This window comes from Fundicoccus culcitae (genome assembly GCF_024661895.1).
In the GTDB taxonomy this organism is placed as follows: Bacteria; Bacillota; Bacilli; order Lactobacillales; family Aerococcaceae; genus Fundicoccus_A; species Fundicoccus_A culcitae.
Map to the genome: position 1 here is coordinate 2273865 of NZ_CP102453.1, position 19114 is coordinate 2292978.

The window sequence follows — 19114 nt, forward strand, 5'->3', positions numbered from 1 at the left end:
TTCAGTTGTGCTCGCCAAATGAAGTGTGGTTTGGCGGTGATAGGCGTTGTGCCCGCCAAATGAAGGCTGGTTTGGCGGTGACAGGAACTATGCTCGCCAAATGGAGCCCAGTTTGGCGTTCACGTGTGTCAAACCCGCCAAATGAGACTTGGTTTGGCGGTCACCCCAGTCACCCCGGCCCCCGCAGCACCCCCGCAGCACCAATCCACCCACCACCCACCAACAACCTCTCACCCCACCTAATACCCCATCTGCGTATTCGTCCCTTGCACAAAAAACTGGGCTTCCTGGTAATGGTACACAATTTTTGAAAAATCAAACGGCTTGCCATTGGTTAAATGCATCACCGACTCGAGGTAAAACGAAGGATCCCCTTTTTTCAAATTCAAATACTCCGCATGCTCTTGACTTAGCTGCGCCACCCGGAAATAATGATCTGCATACCCAATATCAATGTTCAGGTCCTGGCTAATATACTTAAAAATCGAACCCGAAGCGATATCCTCGCTCAAATACGGAATAATCGCCTTGGCATAGAACGATTCCTCCACACAAAACGGACGCCCCTCAATATAGCGAATCCGATACACCCGATACACCCGATGCTCCTCATCCTCACGACTTAAATCAAACTTAAGATTCTCCGCAATCTCCTCGTTGGCCTCCATCAACTCAAAACCAATCACCTTCGAATCAATATTAAACTGACTCAAAATCGAATTAAAGCCATTTAAATTCAAAAGATTAATGTACCCCTTGCGATTATTCCCCCTAACATAAACCCCCGAACCCCGCACCTGATAAATCACACCTTGCCGCTCCAAATCATTTAAAGCAGACACAATCGTATTTTTATTCACGTCAAACTGCTCAGCCAAAACCTGAATGCTCGGCAACTTATCGTCAGCCTCCAACTCATTGTCTTGAATGTACCGTAAAATCGCTTTTGCAATTGAAATATATTTTGGCATTGTTTTAACCCCTCAACTAAATATCTCTGCTTCTCATTATATCAGAAAAAAAATTCAAAAAAACTCTTTACAAATAAAATTATACTAGTATAATATAATTAAGCTAATACAAAAGGAGAGAATAAAATGGCTGATAATCGGGAACTGGCTAAATTTATTTTGGAACAAGTTGGTGGAGAAGAAAATGTGACGTCACTGATTCATTGCGCAACACGTCTACGCTTTCAATTGAGAGACGAGTCAATTGTTAATGAAGAAGCTCTGAAGAACCATGCAAATATCCTTACAGCCCAATTAAAGGGTGGTCAATATCAAGTTGTAATAGGCAATAACGTTCGCAAAGTCTATGACGAAATCCTTGCCATCTCACGCATCGCAGGCGATGGTGGCGCTAATCTCGATCCTGACGAAGAAACCAACAAAGACACTAATGTCTTATCAAATGTATTCAAATATATTTCCGGAACACTCTCCCCACTTGTACCTGTCTTAGCAGGTTCGGGTATGATCAAAGCCGTCTTAGCCATTTTAAATTTATTTTCATGGTGGAATCCTGAAAGTTCAACCGCTATGGTCTTGAACGCAGCCTCAAATGGTTTGTTCTACTTCTTTCCTATCTTTGTAGCTGTTTCAGCCGGTAAGTATTTAAAAGTTAATCCTTATGTAGCTGGGGTTATCGGTGCGGCTCTAATGGAGCCAAGTTTTACCAGTCTGATGACCGCCAGTGGGGATATTGATTTCTTTGGTATTCCTTTATTAGTTTCTGATTATTCTCAAACCGTGTTTCCGATGTTAGTAGCGATAGCCGTTTATGCACCGCTTGAACGTTTCTTGAAAAAACATGTGCCAGATACCGTTCAATTATTCCTAGTCCCTATGTTGAGTCTTTTAATTATGGTACCTTTAACGGCCTTAGTCTTTGGTCCATTCTCACAATATCTGTCAAGTATCATCGCAACGGTTATTGTCGCACTCTTAGATTTCTCTTCCGTCCTAACGGGTATTATTCTGGGTGCAGCTTGGCCATTCATGGTTATTCTAGGGGTTCACTTAGGAACGATCCCAATTATGTTAGATAATCTAGCGCGGGGAGGCGATCCAGTCAATCCAATTACAGCGGGAGCAACCTTTGCGCAAATGGGAATCGCTTTTGGGGTCTTTCTACGTTACCGTAATAACAAAGACTTACGCTCATTATCCTTGTCATCAACCTTATCTGGTTTGTTAGCTGGGGTAACAGAGCCTATCTTATACGGAATTATTTTACGCTATAAACGCTTAGTGCCAATCATGGTGATTGCATCTGCTGTTGGTGGTGGCTTGTCCGGTCTATTCGGTGTTGTGATGACCAGTTTCTCATTCAATAGTATCCTAACCATTCCAAACTACAGCCCAACGCTGCAATATGTCATTGCGATTGGGGCAGCCTTTTTAGTCGGTGCTGTACTAACCTTTATTTTTGGGATTGGTGAAACGGAACCGTCTGAAGCATCACAAACCACTGAGACCATCACAAGCCTCACGGATAATACCTTTCCTGTCGTCCTTAAAAAGCCCCTTAAAGGTCAAACCATTCCGCTTAGTCAAGTCAATGATCCAGTGTTTTCATCAGGAGCTATGGGTAAAGGGGTAGCGATTCATCCGACTGAGGGCAAACTGTATGCACCTGTTGAGGGTGAAATCATCTTGCTAGCAGAAACGAAACATGCCATCGGCATTAAAACAGCCCAGGGCTTAGAAATTTTAATCCACATCGGTCTGGATACAGTCGAATTAGAAGGGAAACCTTTTATCGTCCATGTTAAACAAGGCGATATAATTCAGCAGGGAGATTTATTAATTGAATTTGACATCGAAGCGATCCAAGCCGCCGGCAAAGAAACGGTCACTCCGGTATTAATTACCAACCCAGACGCTTTTGAAGATATCCAACTGAACGAACAGGCAGCCGACGACGCCGATATTTTAATCGTTAATAAATAACTTACTTTGAAAAGGAGAATCGAAATGTCGAAATTACCAAAAGATTTCTTATGGGGTGGCGCCATCGCTGCCCATCAAGCGGAAGGTGGTTGGGACAAAGACGGCAAAGGGCCAAGTGTGGCGGATGTGATGGTGGCGGGTGGTGTCAAAGGCTACCGTGAAATTACGGATACTGTCGAAGCCGATAAATACTATCCTAATCACGAAGCCGTTGATTTTTATGGTCATTATAAAGAAGACGTCAAACTGTTTGCTGAAATGGGACTTAAAGCCTTGCGGACGTCAATTAACTGGTCAAGAATTTTCCCCATGGGCGACGAGGCCGAGCCAAATGAAGCTGGCTTGCAATTTTATGATGATTTATTTGATGAATTAATTAAATACAACATCGAGCCAGTCATTACCTTGTCGCACTTTGAAATTCCGCTACATTTAGCTAAAGAATATGGGGGTTTTAGAAATCGGAAAGTGGTCGACTTTTTCGTGCACTTTGCTGAAACCGTCTTTAAACGTTATAAAGACAAAGTGAAATACTGGATGACCTTCAACGAAATCAACAACATGATGGATTATGAATCACCGGTTTTCCTGTGGACCAATGTGGGAGTGACCATTGAGGAAGGGGAAAATGCCCAAGAAGTGATGTACACGGCTGGCCACCATGCCTTGTTAGCCAGTGCCTTAGCGGTGAAAAAAAGCAAAGAAATTAATCCGGATTTCCAAATTGGGGGTATGGTGGCCTATGTGCCTGTTTACCCCTTAAATTCAAATCCTAACAATGTGATGTTGGCTGAAGAAGTGATGCGGATGCGTTATTTCTTCCCGGATGTGATGATTCGGGGTTATTATCCCAATTATGCGTTGAAACTATTTGAGCGTGAAGGATTAAATATCCCGATTCTTGAGGGGGATGAAGCCATTCTGAGTGAAGGCACGATTGACTATCTAGGTTTCTCATACTATATGTCAACCGCTGTGGATGTTGATTCACCCGTTTCAGACGTAAAAAAAGTTCACGGTTCAGTTCCCCATGAAGTTGATAATCCATATACCACCGCTACGGATTGGGGTTGGACCATTGACCCGGTTGGCCTGCGCTACACCTTGAATCGCCTTTACGACCGCTATCAAATTCCGTTATTTATTGTGGAAAATGGTTTAGGCATGGTCGACACGGTCGAGTCGGACGGTAGCATTCATGATGTGCCTCGTATGCAATACCTGGGGGATCATATTGAGGAAATCAAAAAGGCTGTGAATGAGGATGGCGTTGATTTAATCGGCTATACACCTTGGGGAATTATCGATATCGTTTCCTTCACAACCGGAGAAATGAGCAAACGTTATGGTATGATCTATGTAGACCGTGATAATGACGGGAATGGTAGCCTGCAACGCTCTAAGAAAGATTCATTTTATTGGTACAAAAAAGTTATTGCAACCAATGGCGAAGATTTAACCATTGACTAAAGGATAAAAGGAGATATTTATTATGAATAAAAAATATGAAAAGTTGTTTGAAAGTGTACAATTACCTAACGGCAGAGTGCTGGAAAATCGCTTTGTGATGGCGCCGATGGTGGTTGAGGGATCGAGCTATGAAGGGGATGTTCAAGAGGATGACCTCAAATATTTTGCGCGTCGTTCGAAGAGTGCCGGGACCTTGATTGCGGGTGCGGCTAATGTCGGACCGTTAGGCAATGCCTTTGGTTACGGTTTGTCCAATAAATCCGACGACCAATTAGAGGGCTTGACGCAGTTGGCGACAACGATGAAAGCAGATGGCGCAACGGCCATCGCCCAAATTTTCCATCCCGGCCGCGAAGCCAAATATTCCTATAAAGATGAAGGCAAAGTATATGGACCAAGTGACGCCAACTACAGCTTTTTACCTTACCCCGTCACAGGTTTAACGGCGGTGCAAGTCGAAGAATTTATCGGTTATTTCAAAGACGCTACCCGTCGTTCGATTGCGGCTGGCTTTGACGGCGTGGAAATCCACGGCGCTAACCACTACCTGATTCAACAATTTTTCTCAGAAATTTCTAACACCCGGACCGATCAATGGGGCGGGTCACTCGAAAAACGTGCTGCCTTCCCTAAAGCCATTTTGAAGGCAGTCAAAGAAGTGGTTAAAGACAGCGGGCGCATCGATTTTATCATCGGCTACCGCATCAGCCCAGAAGAAATCCACGGCGACAACGTTGGTTACACGGCCGATGAAGCCTTGTATTTGATTGAGGAATTAACCAACATCGGATTGGATTATATTCATACCGCCCAATGGGGTCCCGAAGCCTACAAAACCACCTCAAAACGCGGCCAACACCAAGGCCAAGTCATCAACGCCTTAGTAAAAGACGTTATCGCCGGCAAAGCCGTCCTGATTGGTGCCGGCGACGTGACGAGCCCCGACAAAGCCCTTGACGCCCTAAACTACGTCGACCTGGTCGCCATGGCATCCGCCATCATCGTCGAACCCGACTTTGTCGAAAAACTCAAAAACGGCCACGAAGCCGACATCAACTTTGACGTCGCCGGCCGCGTAGAAGACCTAGCCTTGCCGGCCAACTTCTACCTCCAAGCCCCCCCTCTAAAAGCCAGCGGCTCTATCCCCGCCGAATCCATCGCCCTTTTAGAAACCAAATAAATATCTCCTAAACAGCCTAGGGCAGCCATTGCTACCCTAGGCTGTTTTGATGAGGTGGTGGTGCTATAAGGGCGAGGGTGGTGGCAGATGAGGCGTGGTTTGTCGGGGGGTCGTGTTACGTCAGCCAAATGAGAGTTGGTTTGGCTGACAACCTTGATACGCCCGCCAAATGAAAGTTGGTTTGTCGTAGGGTTGTGTTACGTCCGCCAAATGAAAGTTGGTTTGGCTGACAACCTTGATACGCTCGCCAAATGAAGCGGGGTTTGGCTGTGGCAGGAGGAGAGCCCGCCAAATGGAGTGTGGTTTGGCGGTCACTAGCAAGTGAAAAGTGGCTCACAAGTCATTATTGATAATTTTCGTCATATATCCCAATTTGCCGGACGTCGATTTCAACTGACATCCGGCAGTTTCATTTGCCGGCCTTCCCGCGAAAATGACGTCCGGCAAGGTGGGGTAATAGGGCGAATATGCGAAAAAGCCGGACGACAATTTCAGCTGACATCCGGCAAGTTGGTTTGGCGGACTTCCCGCGAAAATGACGTCCGGCAAATTGGAGTGATAAGGTGTATATGTCAAAAAGGCGGACGTCGATTTCGGCTGACATCCGGCAAGTTCATTTGCCGGCCTTCCCGCGAAAACGACGACCGGCAAATAGGAGCAATAGGGCGAATATGCCAAAACACCGGACAATGTTTCAGATGAGTTCCGCCAAACGAAGCGTGATTTGGCGACATCTCGTTTCAAACCCGCTATATGACAATTGGTGGCGAGTGAGTAGGTAGACTTCGCCACCAAATTAAATAGCTGGCGAGGGATTAGGCAACCTTCGCCACCAAATTAAATAGCTGGCGAGGGATTAGGCAACCTTCGCCACCAAATTAAATAGGTGGCGAGGGATTAGGCAACCTTCGCCGCCAACTCAAATCATAAAGAATCTTAATGTCACAGTACCTTCATCTATATGGCAATAGAGCAACTCGATGCTTATAGGAACTAAATCTAGCTTATGATTTGTAAAACTTCGCCCCATAACCATCACGTTTAACCATCGTATACATGGAATTCGTAAATCGTTAAACACAAAAAGAAAACGCGTATATGGAAACCACGAAACGCTATATGCGAATGGCAATCGCATATATGGAAATCATAAAACGCTATATGCGAATGGCAATCGCATATATGGAAATCATAAAACGCTATATACGAATGCCAAACGCATAGTAACTCCAAAATAACAAACGCATTATAGTAAACCTCAATTACTATAACGCAATCCCCAAACGCATTATAGTAAACCTCAATTACTATAACGCGATCCCCAAACGCATTATAGTAAATCCCAATTACTATAACGCGATCCCCAAACGCATTATAGTAAACCCAATTACTATAACGCGATCCCCCCAAACAAATTGAAAACCCATAAATCACCGCAGACAAAGTTATTACCACACAAAACCACCTTCCGCTAGGCTATCCCCCTCAACATATGCTAAACTGGAAAGCATCAAATTCTAAATTCGAAAGGAGTTCAAAATCCTATGACACCACAACAACTAAACCAGCAACAACAATTGCTACGAGGCTATCTCGACATGGTCCAATTCAGAAAGCCGCAATGGCTTGACGACGACACCATCATCTGCATCAGTAACGAAAACGGGGTGGACCAACTTTGGCGCATCAACCTATCGTCGCACAACCTATCGCCGCACCACCCAGTGCAGCACCACCCCCAACCACCAACCCAACTCACTCATAACGAAAATTTCATATCCGATTACATCATCGATCGCAACAACCAACGCATCTTTTTCACCATGAGCGAGGGTGGCAATGAGCAGTTCCATATTTACATGCTAGATGAAACCAACCGTACCACCAAAATCAGCCCTGCAGGTGACATGGTCAATTACCTCGGCGCCCTACGCCGCACCACCAGCACCACCACCAGCCGCACCACCCCAACCACCCAACTCATCTACACCAGCAACCAACGTGACTTTGCCAATTTTGACCTGACCGCCTATGACACCACCACCCACCAGCACACCACACTACTAGAAAATAACGACAACTATAATTTTCCGACCACCCTGTCGCCCAACAACCGTTACTTTATTTACCAAAAGCTCTTCTCGGAAGAAGACCAACCCTTGTGGCTCTACGATTTTGACCGTCAAACCGCTGAGCCGCTGTTCGCCACCCAAGCGACTTACGACAAACCTGTCTGGAAAAACGATTCGACCGGCTTCTATTTCCTGACCAACCTGAATCACGATTTCATGTACATTGCCGAGTACGACCTGACCACCAAGACGTTCCAACCCACTTACACCTTTAACTGGGACGTTGAAAATATCAGCCTAAGTCCCGATGGTCAGCACCTTGCCGCCCTCATCAACGCCGACGGCCTTTCGCAACTCAAGCTCTTTGACACCACCGACATGACCGAGCTGCCCATCGCCAACCAGCCGCAAGGCGTGATGGCCTATTACGACACCCTCGATTGGAGCCCCGACTCGCAACGCCTGTTGTTCACCTTTTCGTCCGGCGCCCAACCGCTCAGCGTGCTATACCTTGATCTACCGACCCAAACCTTTAAAACCATTCTAAAGAACACCCTAATAAATACCGCTGTTGAACCCGTCCTAAAGCACTACACATCCTTTGATGGCCTGACCATCCCTTACTGGCTCTACATTCCGCAAGGCATGCCGGCTAAAAACTTACCGATGGTGATTGAAATTCACGGCGGACCCGAATTCCAAGAACGAGCGATATTTAATGAATATATTCAGTACATGTTAGCCAACGGGATGGCGGTGGCCGCACCGAATGTCAGAGGAAGTACGGGCTATGGCAAAGCCTACGAGCAACTAGATAATGTCGAAAAGCGCCTCGACTCGGTCAAAGACATCGAATATTTAGTCAAAGAACTCATTGCCAAGCAAACCGCCGACCCGGAGAAAATCCTGGTTTCAGGAACCAGCTATGGTGGCTTCATGTCGCTATCGTCAGCGGCTAGATTCCCTGACTTATTTTGCGGGGCGGTCGACAACGTTGGCATGTTTAACCTAGTCAGCTTCCTAGAAAACACATCGTCCTATCGCCGGGCGCACCGCGAATCGGAATACGGCACCTTAGCCCATGACCGTGAAGTCTTATACCAAGTATCGCCGATTTCTGCCGTCGACAACATTAAAGGGCCGCTCATGGTCATTCACGGCGCCAATGATGCGCGTGTGCCCGTTGATGAAGCAGAGCAGTTGGTGGGATATTTATTAAAAAAGGCAGTGGATGTGACGTATTTGCGGTATGAAGACGAGGGGCACGTCTTGCAAAAGCGGGCCAACAAGCTCGACTGCTACCCGCAAGTGATTGATTTTATCAAAGCCTGTATGAATCTGTCATTCTAATAAATATCAAATGTTTCTAATTATTTTATAATCAAACCATTGCTTAATCCTACCGTTTACGCTAAACTCTCCTTAACAGAATTTAAGGAGGGTTTGAAATGTTAAAAAATAAATTATTTACCAGTGCCATAATCGCTTCAATGTTAGGGGGCACCCTATCTGTCCCGATTTCTGCCCAAGAAAACGATACAATTTCCTTTGAATCCAGCGTGACACACGCAGGCGATCCGATTGAAGGGGGCACGGTCCACTATGCCTTAGTGGGCGAAGCCTTTGCAGGGGTATTTAATAATATGTATTTTTCGATGGGTGTTGACGGGCTGGTGGTGTCCTTTTTTAACCCAGGGCTCTACGGCTACGACGAGAATTTTACGATTGATAACTCGGGTTTTGCCGATATTGTTTTTGACCCGGACAACAAACAAGTCACCGTAACGATTCCTGAGGGCACTTTTTGGGATGACGGCGAGCCACTCGATATTGATGATGTGATTGTGCCGTATTATATTGTCGGCCATCCTGATTATACGGGCGTGCGCTACGGCATCGCTTTTTCGAATGTTGTGGGCATGGACGAGTATAACAGTGGCGACACCGAAGACATTGCAGGCTTGGAGCGGATCGATGATTACACCTTGCGCATCACCTATAAAGATTTCACCAGTTCCATTTTACAATCGGGGGGTGGCTTGTCGGCTTATGTTGAACCGGAGCATATTTTAAAGGACATTCCGATAGCTGAATTAGAAGACAGCGACCAAGTTCGTCAAAACCCGGTGGGGTTCGGGCCGTTCAAACTAGTGTCGATTATTCCGAGCGAGTCCGTGACCTTTGAAGCCAATGAGCATTACTATAAAGGCAAACCCAATGTCGATGCCCTAGTTGTTGATGTGGTAAACCCATCGCAAATTGTCGCCGAACTTAAAGCCGGTAACTACGACATCGCCACCTTACCGAGCGACCAATTCGAAACATTCCAAGACGCCACCAACTTTACCATCCTTGGCCAAGAAGCGAATTTCTATAATTATATTGGTTTCAAAATGGGCGTGTGGGATGAAGCCGCCGGCGAGGTTGCTTACGACCCCAACCGCGTTTTATCCAATAAATCTCTCCGCCAAGCCATGGCCTATGCCATCGACAACGATTCAATCGGCAGTCGCTTTTATCAAGGCTTGCGGTTCAACGCCAATTCACACATCACGCCCATTTTCAAAACGCTCTATAACGCGGACCAAGAAGGCTACCACTATGATCCAGATAAGTCGATGGCCCTTCTAGCCGAAGCGGGCTTTGTGGACAACGACGGCGACGGCTTTGTCGAAGACCTAAATGGCGAGCCATTCACTCTGGGCTTTGCAGCGCCAAACACCGCCGAAGTGTCCGAAGTCATCGCCCAATATTACTTGCAAGCCTGGGCTGAAGTCGGCATCAACGTGGAACTCGTCGACGGCAACCTCATGGAATCCAACGCCTTCTACGAACGCGTTGAACAAGATGACCCTGCCATTGATTTGTTCCAGGGCGCCTGGACCATCGGTGGCGATCCCAACCAATACAAATTCTATGGCCGTGACGTCTTTTGGAACGACAGCCGCTTTGCCTCCGACGAACTGGATGCCCTGCACGCCCGTTTAAATTCCAACGAAACCTTTGACGAAGCCGCCCGAATCCAAGCTTACCACGACTGGCAAGCCTACATGATCGACGAAATCCCACTCTTGCCAACCCTGTTCGCTTACTCCTTAACCGCCGTCAACAACCGCGTCAGCCAATACGACGTCTCCACCGGCTCCGACCTCGACTGGACCGACATCTACCTCACCGCCGACGAACCCATCGCCGAATAACTTCTAAAACATAGCCAGAAATGGCTATGTTTTTCTGTGGAAAAAATTAGCCGTTGCCGCTGCTAATCGGTCCAAAACTGGTTGAGAATTAGCCCGAATAGACTTAATCGGTCCAAAACTCAATTTTGGAGTTTACTGGTTTTAGGTCAAAAGTGGTACATGTGGCTAGTCGATACAATCAAAGGCCACTTAGTGGTACATGTGGCCATCCGATACAATCATAAGCCACTTAGTGATACATGTGGCCATCCGATACAATCATAGTCCACTTAGTGGTACATGTGGCCATCCGATACAATCATAAGCCACTTAGTGATACATGTGGCCATCCGATACAATCATAGTCCACTTAGTGATACATGTGGCCATCCGATACAATCATAGTCCACTTAATGGTACATGTGGCCATCCGATACGATCATAGTCCACTTAGTGTTACATGTGGCCATCTGATACAATCATAGTCCACTTAGTGATACATGTGGCCATCCGATACAATCATAGGCCACTTAATGGTACATGTGGCCATCCGATACAATCATAGTCCACTTAGTGGTACATGTGGCCTACCTATTCAGTCAAAATTGCAAAGAAATTGGACTGAATAGCTGTAATCGGTCCAAAATTTTATGAAAATTGGCCTGAATAGCGATTAGAACAAATTATCTTCAAATAATAAAAAATTTAAACTTATTTAGTCAACGAAAGAATTCGGCGACATAAAAATTAAAGCCGCCGAATTATAAGAATAACCTGTATCTGACGTCAAATGACTGGTTTCCCGTCAGATAAACCTGAATCCGAGGTCAAACTAACGGTTTCCTAGCAGGGATATTTATTAAAATGAATGAAAAAGAAGGTTTTTGGAAGAAAATGATTGATTTGTGAATGAGTTTGGTGTATTCTATAGGCAAGGAAGTGATGAAAATGCTTACAGAAGAGCGGCACCGGATAATTCGAAGTTTGTTGATGAATGATTCGGTCGTGAAGTTGCAAGATATTATGGATGCGACGGATGCTTCAGAGTCGACGGTTCGAAGGGACTTATCGCAGCTGGAGGAAAGTGGAGAACTTGTTCGAATTCATGGGGGAGCCAAGCGGATTTTTACGGTTGAATATGAGCCAAGTGTGAGAGAGAAGATAGGGCAGTTTACGGATGAGAAGGATCGGATTGGTCGGTATGCAGCGTCATTGGTTGAAGCGAATGCTTTTATTTATATTGATGCTGGGACGACGACGATGGCGATGATTCCTTATATACAAGCATTGGGGATTACAGTGGTGACAAATGGGTTGGAAATTGCGAGTGAATTAGCTAATCGAGATATCCAAACAATTTTGCTGGGTGGTCAAGTGAAGCCGAAGACGTATGCGATGATTGGGTCTGATACGCAAAAGCAATTGAAACAATATCGATTTTCAAAAGCGTTCATTGGAACGAATGGGATTGATAGTCAATATGGTTTTACGACACCGGATATCGAAGAGGCTAATATCAAGCAAATGGCCATTAACCAAGCGAATCAGGCGTATATTTTATCGGATAGTAGTAAATTTGAGAAAGTGTCATTTTGTAAAATTGTTGAATTGGATGATGCGACGATTATTACCAATCAATTAGAGGCAAGCACGAAAGACAAGTATGAAAAATATACTAAAGTGAAGGAAGTATAAGCGATGCTATATACGATAACATTTAATCCAGCGGTTGATGTTGTGATGAATTTAGACAACCTCCAATTAGGTGCTTTGAACCGTGTCGAAAAAGACAGTTATGTTGCGGGCGGTAAGGGGATTAATATCTCTGTTCTATTAAAACGCTTAGGGTATGATAATGTCGCGACTGGCTTTATCGGTGGCTTTACGGGTGACTTTATTCATGATTCTTTAACAGCAGAAGGTGTGAAGCCTGAATTTATTAAACTCGATGCGATGACGCGTATTAATGTGAAGTTAAAAGCACAGGAAGAAACGGAAATTAATGGAAAAGGTCCTGTGATTGACGCAGCGAATATTGAGAAGTTATTTAATTATTTTGAAGAGCGACTAACAGAAGGGGATGCGGTTTTTCTGGCGGGCAATACAGCACCGGGGATGACGAGCGACCATTTTGTAAGAATGGCCCAACTCTGCCAAATCCGTAAAGCGCATTTTGTTTTGGATACCAACAAAGATTTGTTGACAGCCTGCTTAGCCTACCATCCATTTTTGATTAAGCCGAACGCCGACGAGTTGAGCGAGATTTTTCAAACGCCCATCGATTCGTTAGCTAGCGTGATCCACTACGCCAAAGAACTTCAAGTGCTCGGAGCAACAAATATCATTGTCTCTCTCGGTGGCAAAGGAGCGGTTTTGTTAACCGAAACAGGCGATGTTTATCAATCTTATGTACCTAAAGGGCAAGTGATTAATTCAGTGGGTGCAGGGGATTCAATGGTTGCTGGTTTTGTCGCCAAATATATTGAAACACAAGATTATGTTGAAAGTTTAAAACAAGGCGCTGCCTGTGGGAGTGCGACAGCTTTCTCGGTTGGAATAGCACAAGCAGATTTGGTTGACGCACTGGTGAAGGAAATCAAGGTTGAAAGGATAGGAGAATAATATGAAGTTAGCAAACTTATTTGTTAAAGAAGCCATGGACTTAGCTTTAGTGACTACAGATAAAAAAAGCACCCTCGTGCATCTAGCACAAAATTATGCCAACGCTGGTGGAGTGAGCGATGTTGACAGCTATGTCGCAAAATTGGAAGAACGTGAATCACAATCAACAACGGGGGTTGGCGAAGAAATAGCTATCCCACATGCACAAGATGCCTCCATCAAGGAAGCGGCTATTGTATTTGCCCGTTCACAATCAGGCGTTGAATGGGATTCTTTTGACGGCTTGCCTGTTAAATTAATTTTTATGATTGCTGCACCAGAAGGTGGGGGTGAGCATTTACAAGCTTTAGCAAAATTATCAAGCATTTTAATGAATCCTGAAGCAAAAGAGGCACTTTTGGTGGCGGCAACGCCGGATGAAGTGGTTGATACCATCGCACATTACGAAGCGGAGAAAGAAGCAGCCCAAACGCAGCAGGAAAGCCAAGTAGTCAGCACGACGGCAAGTGACAGTGATATTTATTTGTTGGCGGTAACGGCTTGTCCGACGGGGATTGCACATACCTATATGGCCGAGGAGAAATTGAATCAAGCGGCCGCAAAGGCTGGCTATGGCATTAAAGTGGAAACGAACGGCCAAACGGGTGTCGGCAATAAATTGACTAGGGAAGATATTGAGCGGGCAACGGCGATTATTGTGGCGGCGGATAAGCAAGTTGAGATGGCACGCTTTGACGGCAAGCCGGTGATTATTACGAAAGTGGCGGATGGCATTAATAAAGCCGACGAATTGGTGAGTCGCGCAGCCAAGCAAGATGCGAACATTTATCATGCCAGTGAAAGTGACCAAGCGCATTTAGCGGATTCAGATGAAAAGGAATCCCTTGGTCGCCAATTTTACAAACATTTGATGAATGGTGTTTCACACATGTTGCCATTCGTCGTAGCGGGTGGGATTTTAGCGGCACTGTCCTTTTTCTGGGGAATTAACTCCGCCAATCCAGAGGATCCTTCTTACAATGCGATTGCGCACACCTTAAAAAGTTTTGGTGATATGTCTTTTGCGATGATGCTGCCTATTTTTGCGGGCTATATTGGTCAATCGATTGCGGATCGTCCCGGATTAGTGATTGGTTTTATGGGTGGGGTCTTTGCCAACCCTAGCATCCTAACCGCCTTTAATGCGGGAGGTGTTTTTGAAAATGCTCAATCTTCTGGATTCCTAGGCGCTTTAGTTGCCGGTTTCCTTGCTGGAGGCATTGTATGGGTATTGCGTAAAGGACTCAGTTGGTTACCCAAGTCCCTAGAAGGCATGAAGCCAATCTTTTTATATCCCGTTTTAGGCGTGTTGGCCATGGGACTTATTATGTTCTTCGTTGTCAACGCACCAATGGGTGCAGTTATGAACGGCTTGCAAAATGCCTTAAGTAGCATTCCGTCCGAACTATCCGTCGTGCTCGGCTTTGTGTCCGCCGCCATGATGTCAATTGATATGGGTGGCCCAATTAACAAAGCCGCCTACGTCACAGGAACTGCCTTGGTAACCGCATCAAACGGTGCCGGCTCAAACGTAATGGCAGCCGTTATGGTCGGTGGTATGGTTCCACCTTTAGCCATCGCCTTATCAGCCACCTTTAACAAAAATCTTTGGGCACCAGAACAAAGAAACTCAGCATTGGTCAACTATGTCATGGGTGCGGCCTTCATTACCGAAGGAGCGATTCCTTTTGCCGCCTCCAACCCACTGCGCGTCATCCCGTCCCTCGCCATCGGCGCAGGTGTCGCCGGCGCACTCAGCATGGTGTTCGGTTGCGTCAGCTACGTCCCACACGGCGGTATCTTCGCCGTCCTCGCCGGCGGCGTCACCAACCCATGGATGTACCTCCTTGCCTGGCTCATCGGCGGCGCAGTCGGTGCCGTCTTACTCAGCGTCTTCGTTAAAAAACCCGAAGAAATCCTTAACTAAATATCTCTGCTACGCACCCGGTTTATTGCGATAAACCGGGTGCGTTTTTTGGGGTGCTCCCCCGCCAAATGACGGTTGGTTTGGCGGTCAAACAAGTTGCCCCCGCCAAATGGAATGTGGTTTGGCGGTCACTGCTGTTACGCCCGCCAAATGAAGGTTGGTTTGGCTGTCACTGGTAAGTGGGAAGTGCATGACAAGTCATTTACGATAATTTTGATCAAATAACCTAACTTGCCGGACGACAATATCAGCTGACATCCGGCAAGTCCGTTTGCCGGCCTTCCCTTGGAAACGACGACCGGCAAATTGTAGCGATAGGGTGAAAATGTGCAAAATGCGGACGACAATATCAGCTGACATCCGGCAAGTCCGTTTGCCGGCCTTCCCGTTAAAACGACGACCGGCAAGTTGGAACGATAGGGTGAAAATGCGCAAAAGGCGGACGACAATATCATTTGACATCCGGCAAGTTCATTTGCCGGCCTTCCCTTGGAAATGACGACCGGCAAGTTGGAGCGATAAGATGTAAAAGCCAAACGTGAGACGACGATTTCAGCTGAGCCCGCCAAATGAATCCCGGTTTGGCGGTCACTGGTGTTACGCCCGCCAAACGAAGTCCCGTTTGGCCGCGTTTAACCCGATAGCTGGCGAGGGAGTAGGTGAGCATCGCCACCTAAGTTGATAGATGGCGAGGGAATAGCTAACCATCGCCACCTAAGTTAATAGCTGGCGAAGAGAAGGGTGAGCATCGCCACCAATTTTAATAGCTGGCGATGAGAAGGGTAGGCATCGCCATCAATCCAACCATATAGCGTCTTAATGCCACAGACCCATCATCCATATGACAATAAAGCAACTCGATACATACAGAAACCAAGGCTAGCCCTAGGTTTTGGTCATAGCTAAACACACCCTCAGAACTTTCCTCAGCGCCCACAAAATATTTTATTATTTTTAACAAATTCCCCGATACCCTTCTTGTATATTCAACCATTGAGAAAAAGCAACAGATAAATAAATAAAATAATAATATTACTCAGAATCCCCCCATCGCCTCAAACGCAGTAAACATCAACTCAAAAAACAGAATAAGCCCCACAAACCACGGAATCCACATAAAAAATCAACCACCCCCAACACTCACCAAACCACAACTAAGACTTAATTGAAATATAAATAAAATAACAACATCAATGCGTATCATTTGATTCAACCCACTTGCCGTGTTAAGGTAATACCATAGCCAACACAATAAACTTGTCGTATATTGATTGGTATATTGTGTGATATTTATTAGAAGGAGAGATGTTTATGAGTCAAAAAGCTTTAAGATGGTTTTTCCCAGGGGTTGCCCTGTTGATGTTTGGGACCTTCTTAATGGCTTTGTTGTCGCAATATATACCGCCAAACTTCACGGAGTTACTATCAAACGTCACGGGGACGCTATCGTTTTGCATTATGTTAACTCTCGTCCTAATTGCCGTCCGACCCAAAGCCATCGAACGTCGCCTCGGCTTAACTAATATGTATGAAGTCCATGCTTGGATGGCCATGGTACTGCCGGTAACACTCGCAATCCATGTCTTCATCCGTTGGAGCGGGCTGGAAAATGTGCTAACACTGAATTTAACCAACACATCCATTCTGGGCTACGTCGGACTCACCTCGCTCATCATCGTGATGTTAACCGGGATATTCGTCCTTTCAGACACCATCATCAAAAAATCTAAGCAACTAATGAACCTCAAAAACAAAGCCAACCGGAACTTCCATCTGTGGCTACACCGCCTAGCCATCGTTAGCATTGTCGGGATCCACTTCCATGTCTACAACGTGGAGTACCTTTTAGACAATACGCCATTCCGCCTGCTAGCGACCGTCTATACCGTCCTCGTCTTAGGTTGGTACGCCATCTACAAAATCCGCTTAGCGCGCCTGCCGAAATACCAAGTCATCCGCACCCATCAACCGTCGCCCAAGATTCATGAAATTGAACTGCAACCGACAAAAGGCGACCGTATGGACTACCAAGCCGGCCAATTTGGCTTCTTCCGCTTCGTGGATTCGCAAGTTTCCAGCGAAGCCCATCCGTTTTCCTTTGCCAGTTCGCCGACCCGCAACCAAGACACCATCATTGTGATGATCCAGGAAGACGGCGATTTCACTAGCACACTGGCTAACGTCAAAGAGGGCGATCAAGTTACCATCGAAGGCCCTTACGGTGATTTTTACCCAGCGGAGGTCCGCGATTCCAACGAGCCCATGGTGCTCCTGTCCGGCGGCATCGGCCTGACCCCTAGCCTGAGCGTCCTGCGCGAGGAAATCGCCCAAAATTCCGACCGCCGCATCGTCTTTATTTGGGGCGTCGGTTATGAAGACCAACTCATGTTTTACGACCAATTAAAAGACCTTTCGAATAAATATCCCAACTTCTCACACCATATTATCTTTAGTGAAGAAGAAGTTGACGGCTTCCCACACGGCTTTGTCGATAATGATTTTATCCATGCCGAAGGATTGGAAGAGTTTTACCAAACTGCCACCTGGCACGTCTGTGGTCCGCCACCCATGCTAGAGGCCGCCAAAAGTTTATTAGCCGAAAACAATGTGACCGAAGATCAACTCAACATCGAAGAATTTGCATTTTAAAGGAGAATTCATTATTAATACATTAAACGAAAAAGTAGCTATTATTACAGGTGCCGCCGGCGGGATTGGCATCGCAGCCGCCGAGTTATTCTTAAAAGAAGGCGCCAAAGTCGCTTTAGTTGACCTATCCGAAGACGCTTTAAATGAAGCAGTCGAATCACTCAACAATTCCGACAATATTCTAGCCATTACGGCTGACGTCACCAAAGAAGCCGACGTTAAAAACTACGTAGCTAAAATCAAAGACACCTTTGGACGCGTAGATATTTTATTCAACAATGCCGGTATCACGGGCAAGCCAACGGATCTTATGGACATCAAACTGGAAGACTTTGAAAATGTGTTGGCCATCAATACCACCGGTGTCTTCCTAGGCTTGAAACATGTGCTGCCACTGATGACTAAGCAGGGAAGCGGGAGTGTCATCAACACCTCTTCCGTGGACGGCTTAAGAGGTTCCCCAGGTCTATCACCCTACAGTGCATCCAAGCATGCAGTGGTCGGCTTAACCAAAACCGCTGCCCTTGAAGTCGCCGAACACGGTGTCCGCGTGAATTCCATCCACCCATCACCGGTCGACACGACCATGATGGAAGGCGTTGAAGCCGGACAAGAAGATGCCGCAGGTGCAAGGAAAAACTTTGAGGCAACCATTCCACTCGGCCGCTACGCCGACGCCGAACACATCGCCCAACTCGTCTTATTCCTAGCATCCGACGACAGCGAGTTCATCACCGGCTCCCAATACCGCGTCGACGGCGGCATGGGCGCCCAACAATAGAGAACCAATAGACTCTCCCACGTGGAGAGTTTTTTCATTTACCCCTTGGGTTGCAGTGCGAGGCGGCGCAAACGGATAGCCTCGTTTCCTGCTTACTTTTCACCCGGATTTTGGCCAGAATAGGGCTATTCTGTCTTTTGCTTCAAGAGCAGATGTCAGATTAAGGCTATTCTGTCATTTGCAGTACGAGCAGATGACAGATTAAGGCTAATCGGTCACACATTTCCCACTTAGGTTCGCG

The 19114-nt window shown here is 46.2% G+C and carries 13 protein-coding genes; 10 read left to right on the forward strand and 3 right to left on the reverse strand.

Translation table 11 applies throughout. The features are described 5' to 3' along the window. Positions 1–239 precede the first annotated feature (239 nt). Entirely contained in the window at positions 240–971 is a 732-nt protein-coding gene (locus NRE15_RS10325; RefSeq protein ID WP_313792799.1) for a GntR family transcriptional regulator, read from the reverse strand. Between the two features lie 126 nt (positions 972–1097). Here NRE15_RS10325 and NRE15_RS10330 point away from each other — a divergent pair, with 126 nt between their 5' ends. From NRE15_RS10330 to NRE15_RS10340, 3 genes are read left to right on the forward strand one after another with little or no spacing between them, the layout of a single operon-like run. Further along, positions 1098–2954 carry a beta-glucoside-specific PTS transporter subunit IIABC gene (locus tag NRE15_RS10330; protein ID WP_313792800.1) on the forward strand — a complete coding sequence of 619 codons (1857 nt, stop codon included), beginning with the start codon at positions 1098–1100 and terminating at the stop codon, positions 2952–2954. A gap of 24 nt (positions 2955–2978) precedes the next feature. Further along, positions 2979–4424, forward strand: coding sequence for a 6-phospho-beta-glucosidase (locus NRE15_RS10335; protein ID WP_313792801.1), 1446 nt, complete (start codon positions 2979–2981; stop codon positions 4422–4424). 22 nt (positions 4425–4446) lie between these two features. Further along, a complete protein-coding gene (locus NRE15_RS10340; protein ID WP_313792802.1) occupies positions 4447–5604 on the forward strand; it encodes an NADH-dependent flavin oxidoreductase in 1158 nt (385 codons plus the stop codon). A 409-nt stretch (positions 5605–6013) separates the two neighbouring features. On the opposite strand, the gene NRE15_RS10345 is transcribed toward NRE15_RS10340, so the two are convergent. Further along, positions 6014–6208, reverse strand: coding sequence for a hypothetical protein (locus NRE15_RS10345; RefSeq protein WP_313792803.1), 195 nt, complete (start codon positions 6206–6208; stop codon positions 6014–6016). A 940-nt stretch (positions 6209–7148) separates the two neighbouring features. Between NRE15_RS10345 and NRE15_RS10350 the strand changes: the two genes are divergently transcribed. From NRE15_RS10350 to NRE15_RS10370, 5 genes are all read left to right on the forward strand, one after another. Then, complete coding sequence (locus tag NRE15_RS10350; RefSeq protein WP_313792804.1) at positions 7149–9026, forward strand: S9 family peptidase; 1878 nt, start codon at positions 7149–7151, stop codon at positions 9024–9026. A 98-nt stretch (positions 9027–9124) separates the two neighbouring features. Further along, entirely contained in the window at positions 9125–10876 is a 1752-nt protein-coding gene (locus NRE15_RS10355; protein ID WP_313792805.1) for an oligopeptide ABC transporter substrate-binding protein, read from the forward strand. A 927-nt stretch (positions 10877–11803) separates the two neighbouring features. Then, positions 11804–12550: a DeoR/GlpR family DNA-binding transcription regulator gene (locus NRE15_RS10360; protein WP_313792806.1), complete on the forward strand. Its 747-nt coding sequence runs from the start codon at positions 11804–11806 to the stop codon at positions 12548–12550. 3 nt (positions 12551–12553) lie between these two features. Next, positions 12554–13477, forward strand: a complete 924-nt coding sequence (gene pfkB, locus NRE15_RS10365; RefSeq protein WP_313792807.1) for a 1-phosphofructokinase — start codon at positions 12554–12556, stop codon at positions 13475–13477. A gap of 1 nt (position 13478) precedes the next feature. Further along, complete coding sequence (locus NRE15_RS10370; RefSeq protein ID WP_313792808.1) at positions 13479–15443, forward strand: PTS fructose transporter subunit IIABC; 1965 nt, start codon at positions 13479–13481, stop codon at positions 15441–15443. Positions 15444–15641: 198 nt separating this feature from the next. Here NRE15_RS10370 and NRE15_RS10375 read toward each other — a convergent pair whose 3' ends face one another. After that, entirely contained in the window at positions 15642–15905 is a 264-nt protein-coding gene (locus NRE15_RS10375) for a hypothetical protein (protein WP_313792809.1), read from the reverse strand. Between the two features lie 849 nt (positions 15906–16754). On the opposite strand from NRE15_RS10375, the gene NRE15_RS10380 reads away from it, so the two are divergent. Together NRE15_RS10380 and NRE15_RS10385 are read left to right on the forward strand one after the other, a co-directional pair. After that, positions 16755–18092 carry a ferredoxin reductase family protein gene (locus NRE15_RS10380; RefSeq protein ID WP_313792810.1) on the forward strand — a complete coding sequence of 446 codons (1338 nt, stop codon included), beginning with the start codon at positions 16755–16757 and terminating at the stop codon, positions 18090–18092. After that, positions 18082–18873 carry an SDR family NAD(P)-dependent oxidoreductase gene (locus NRE15_RS10385; protein WP_313792811.1) on the forward strand — a complete coding sequence of 264 codons (792 nt, stop codon included), beginning with the start codon at positions 18082–18084 and terminating at the stop codon, positions 18871–18873. The genes NRE15_RS10380 and NRE15_RS10385 overlap by 11 nt, the downstream gene beginning before the upstream one ends. The last annotated feature ends 241 nt before the right edge of the window (positions 18874–19114 follow it).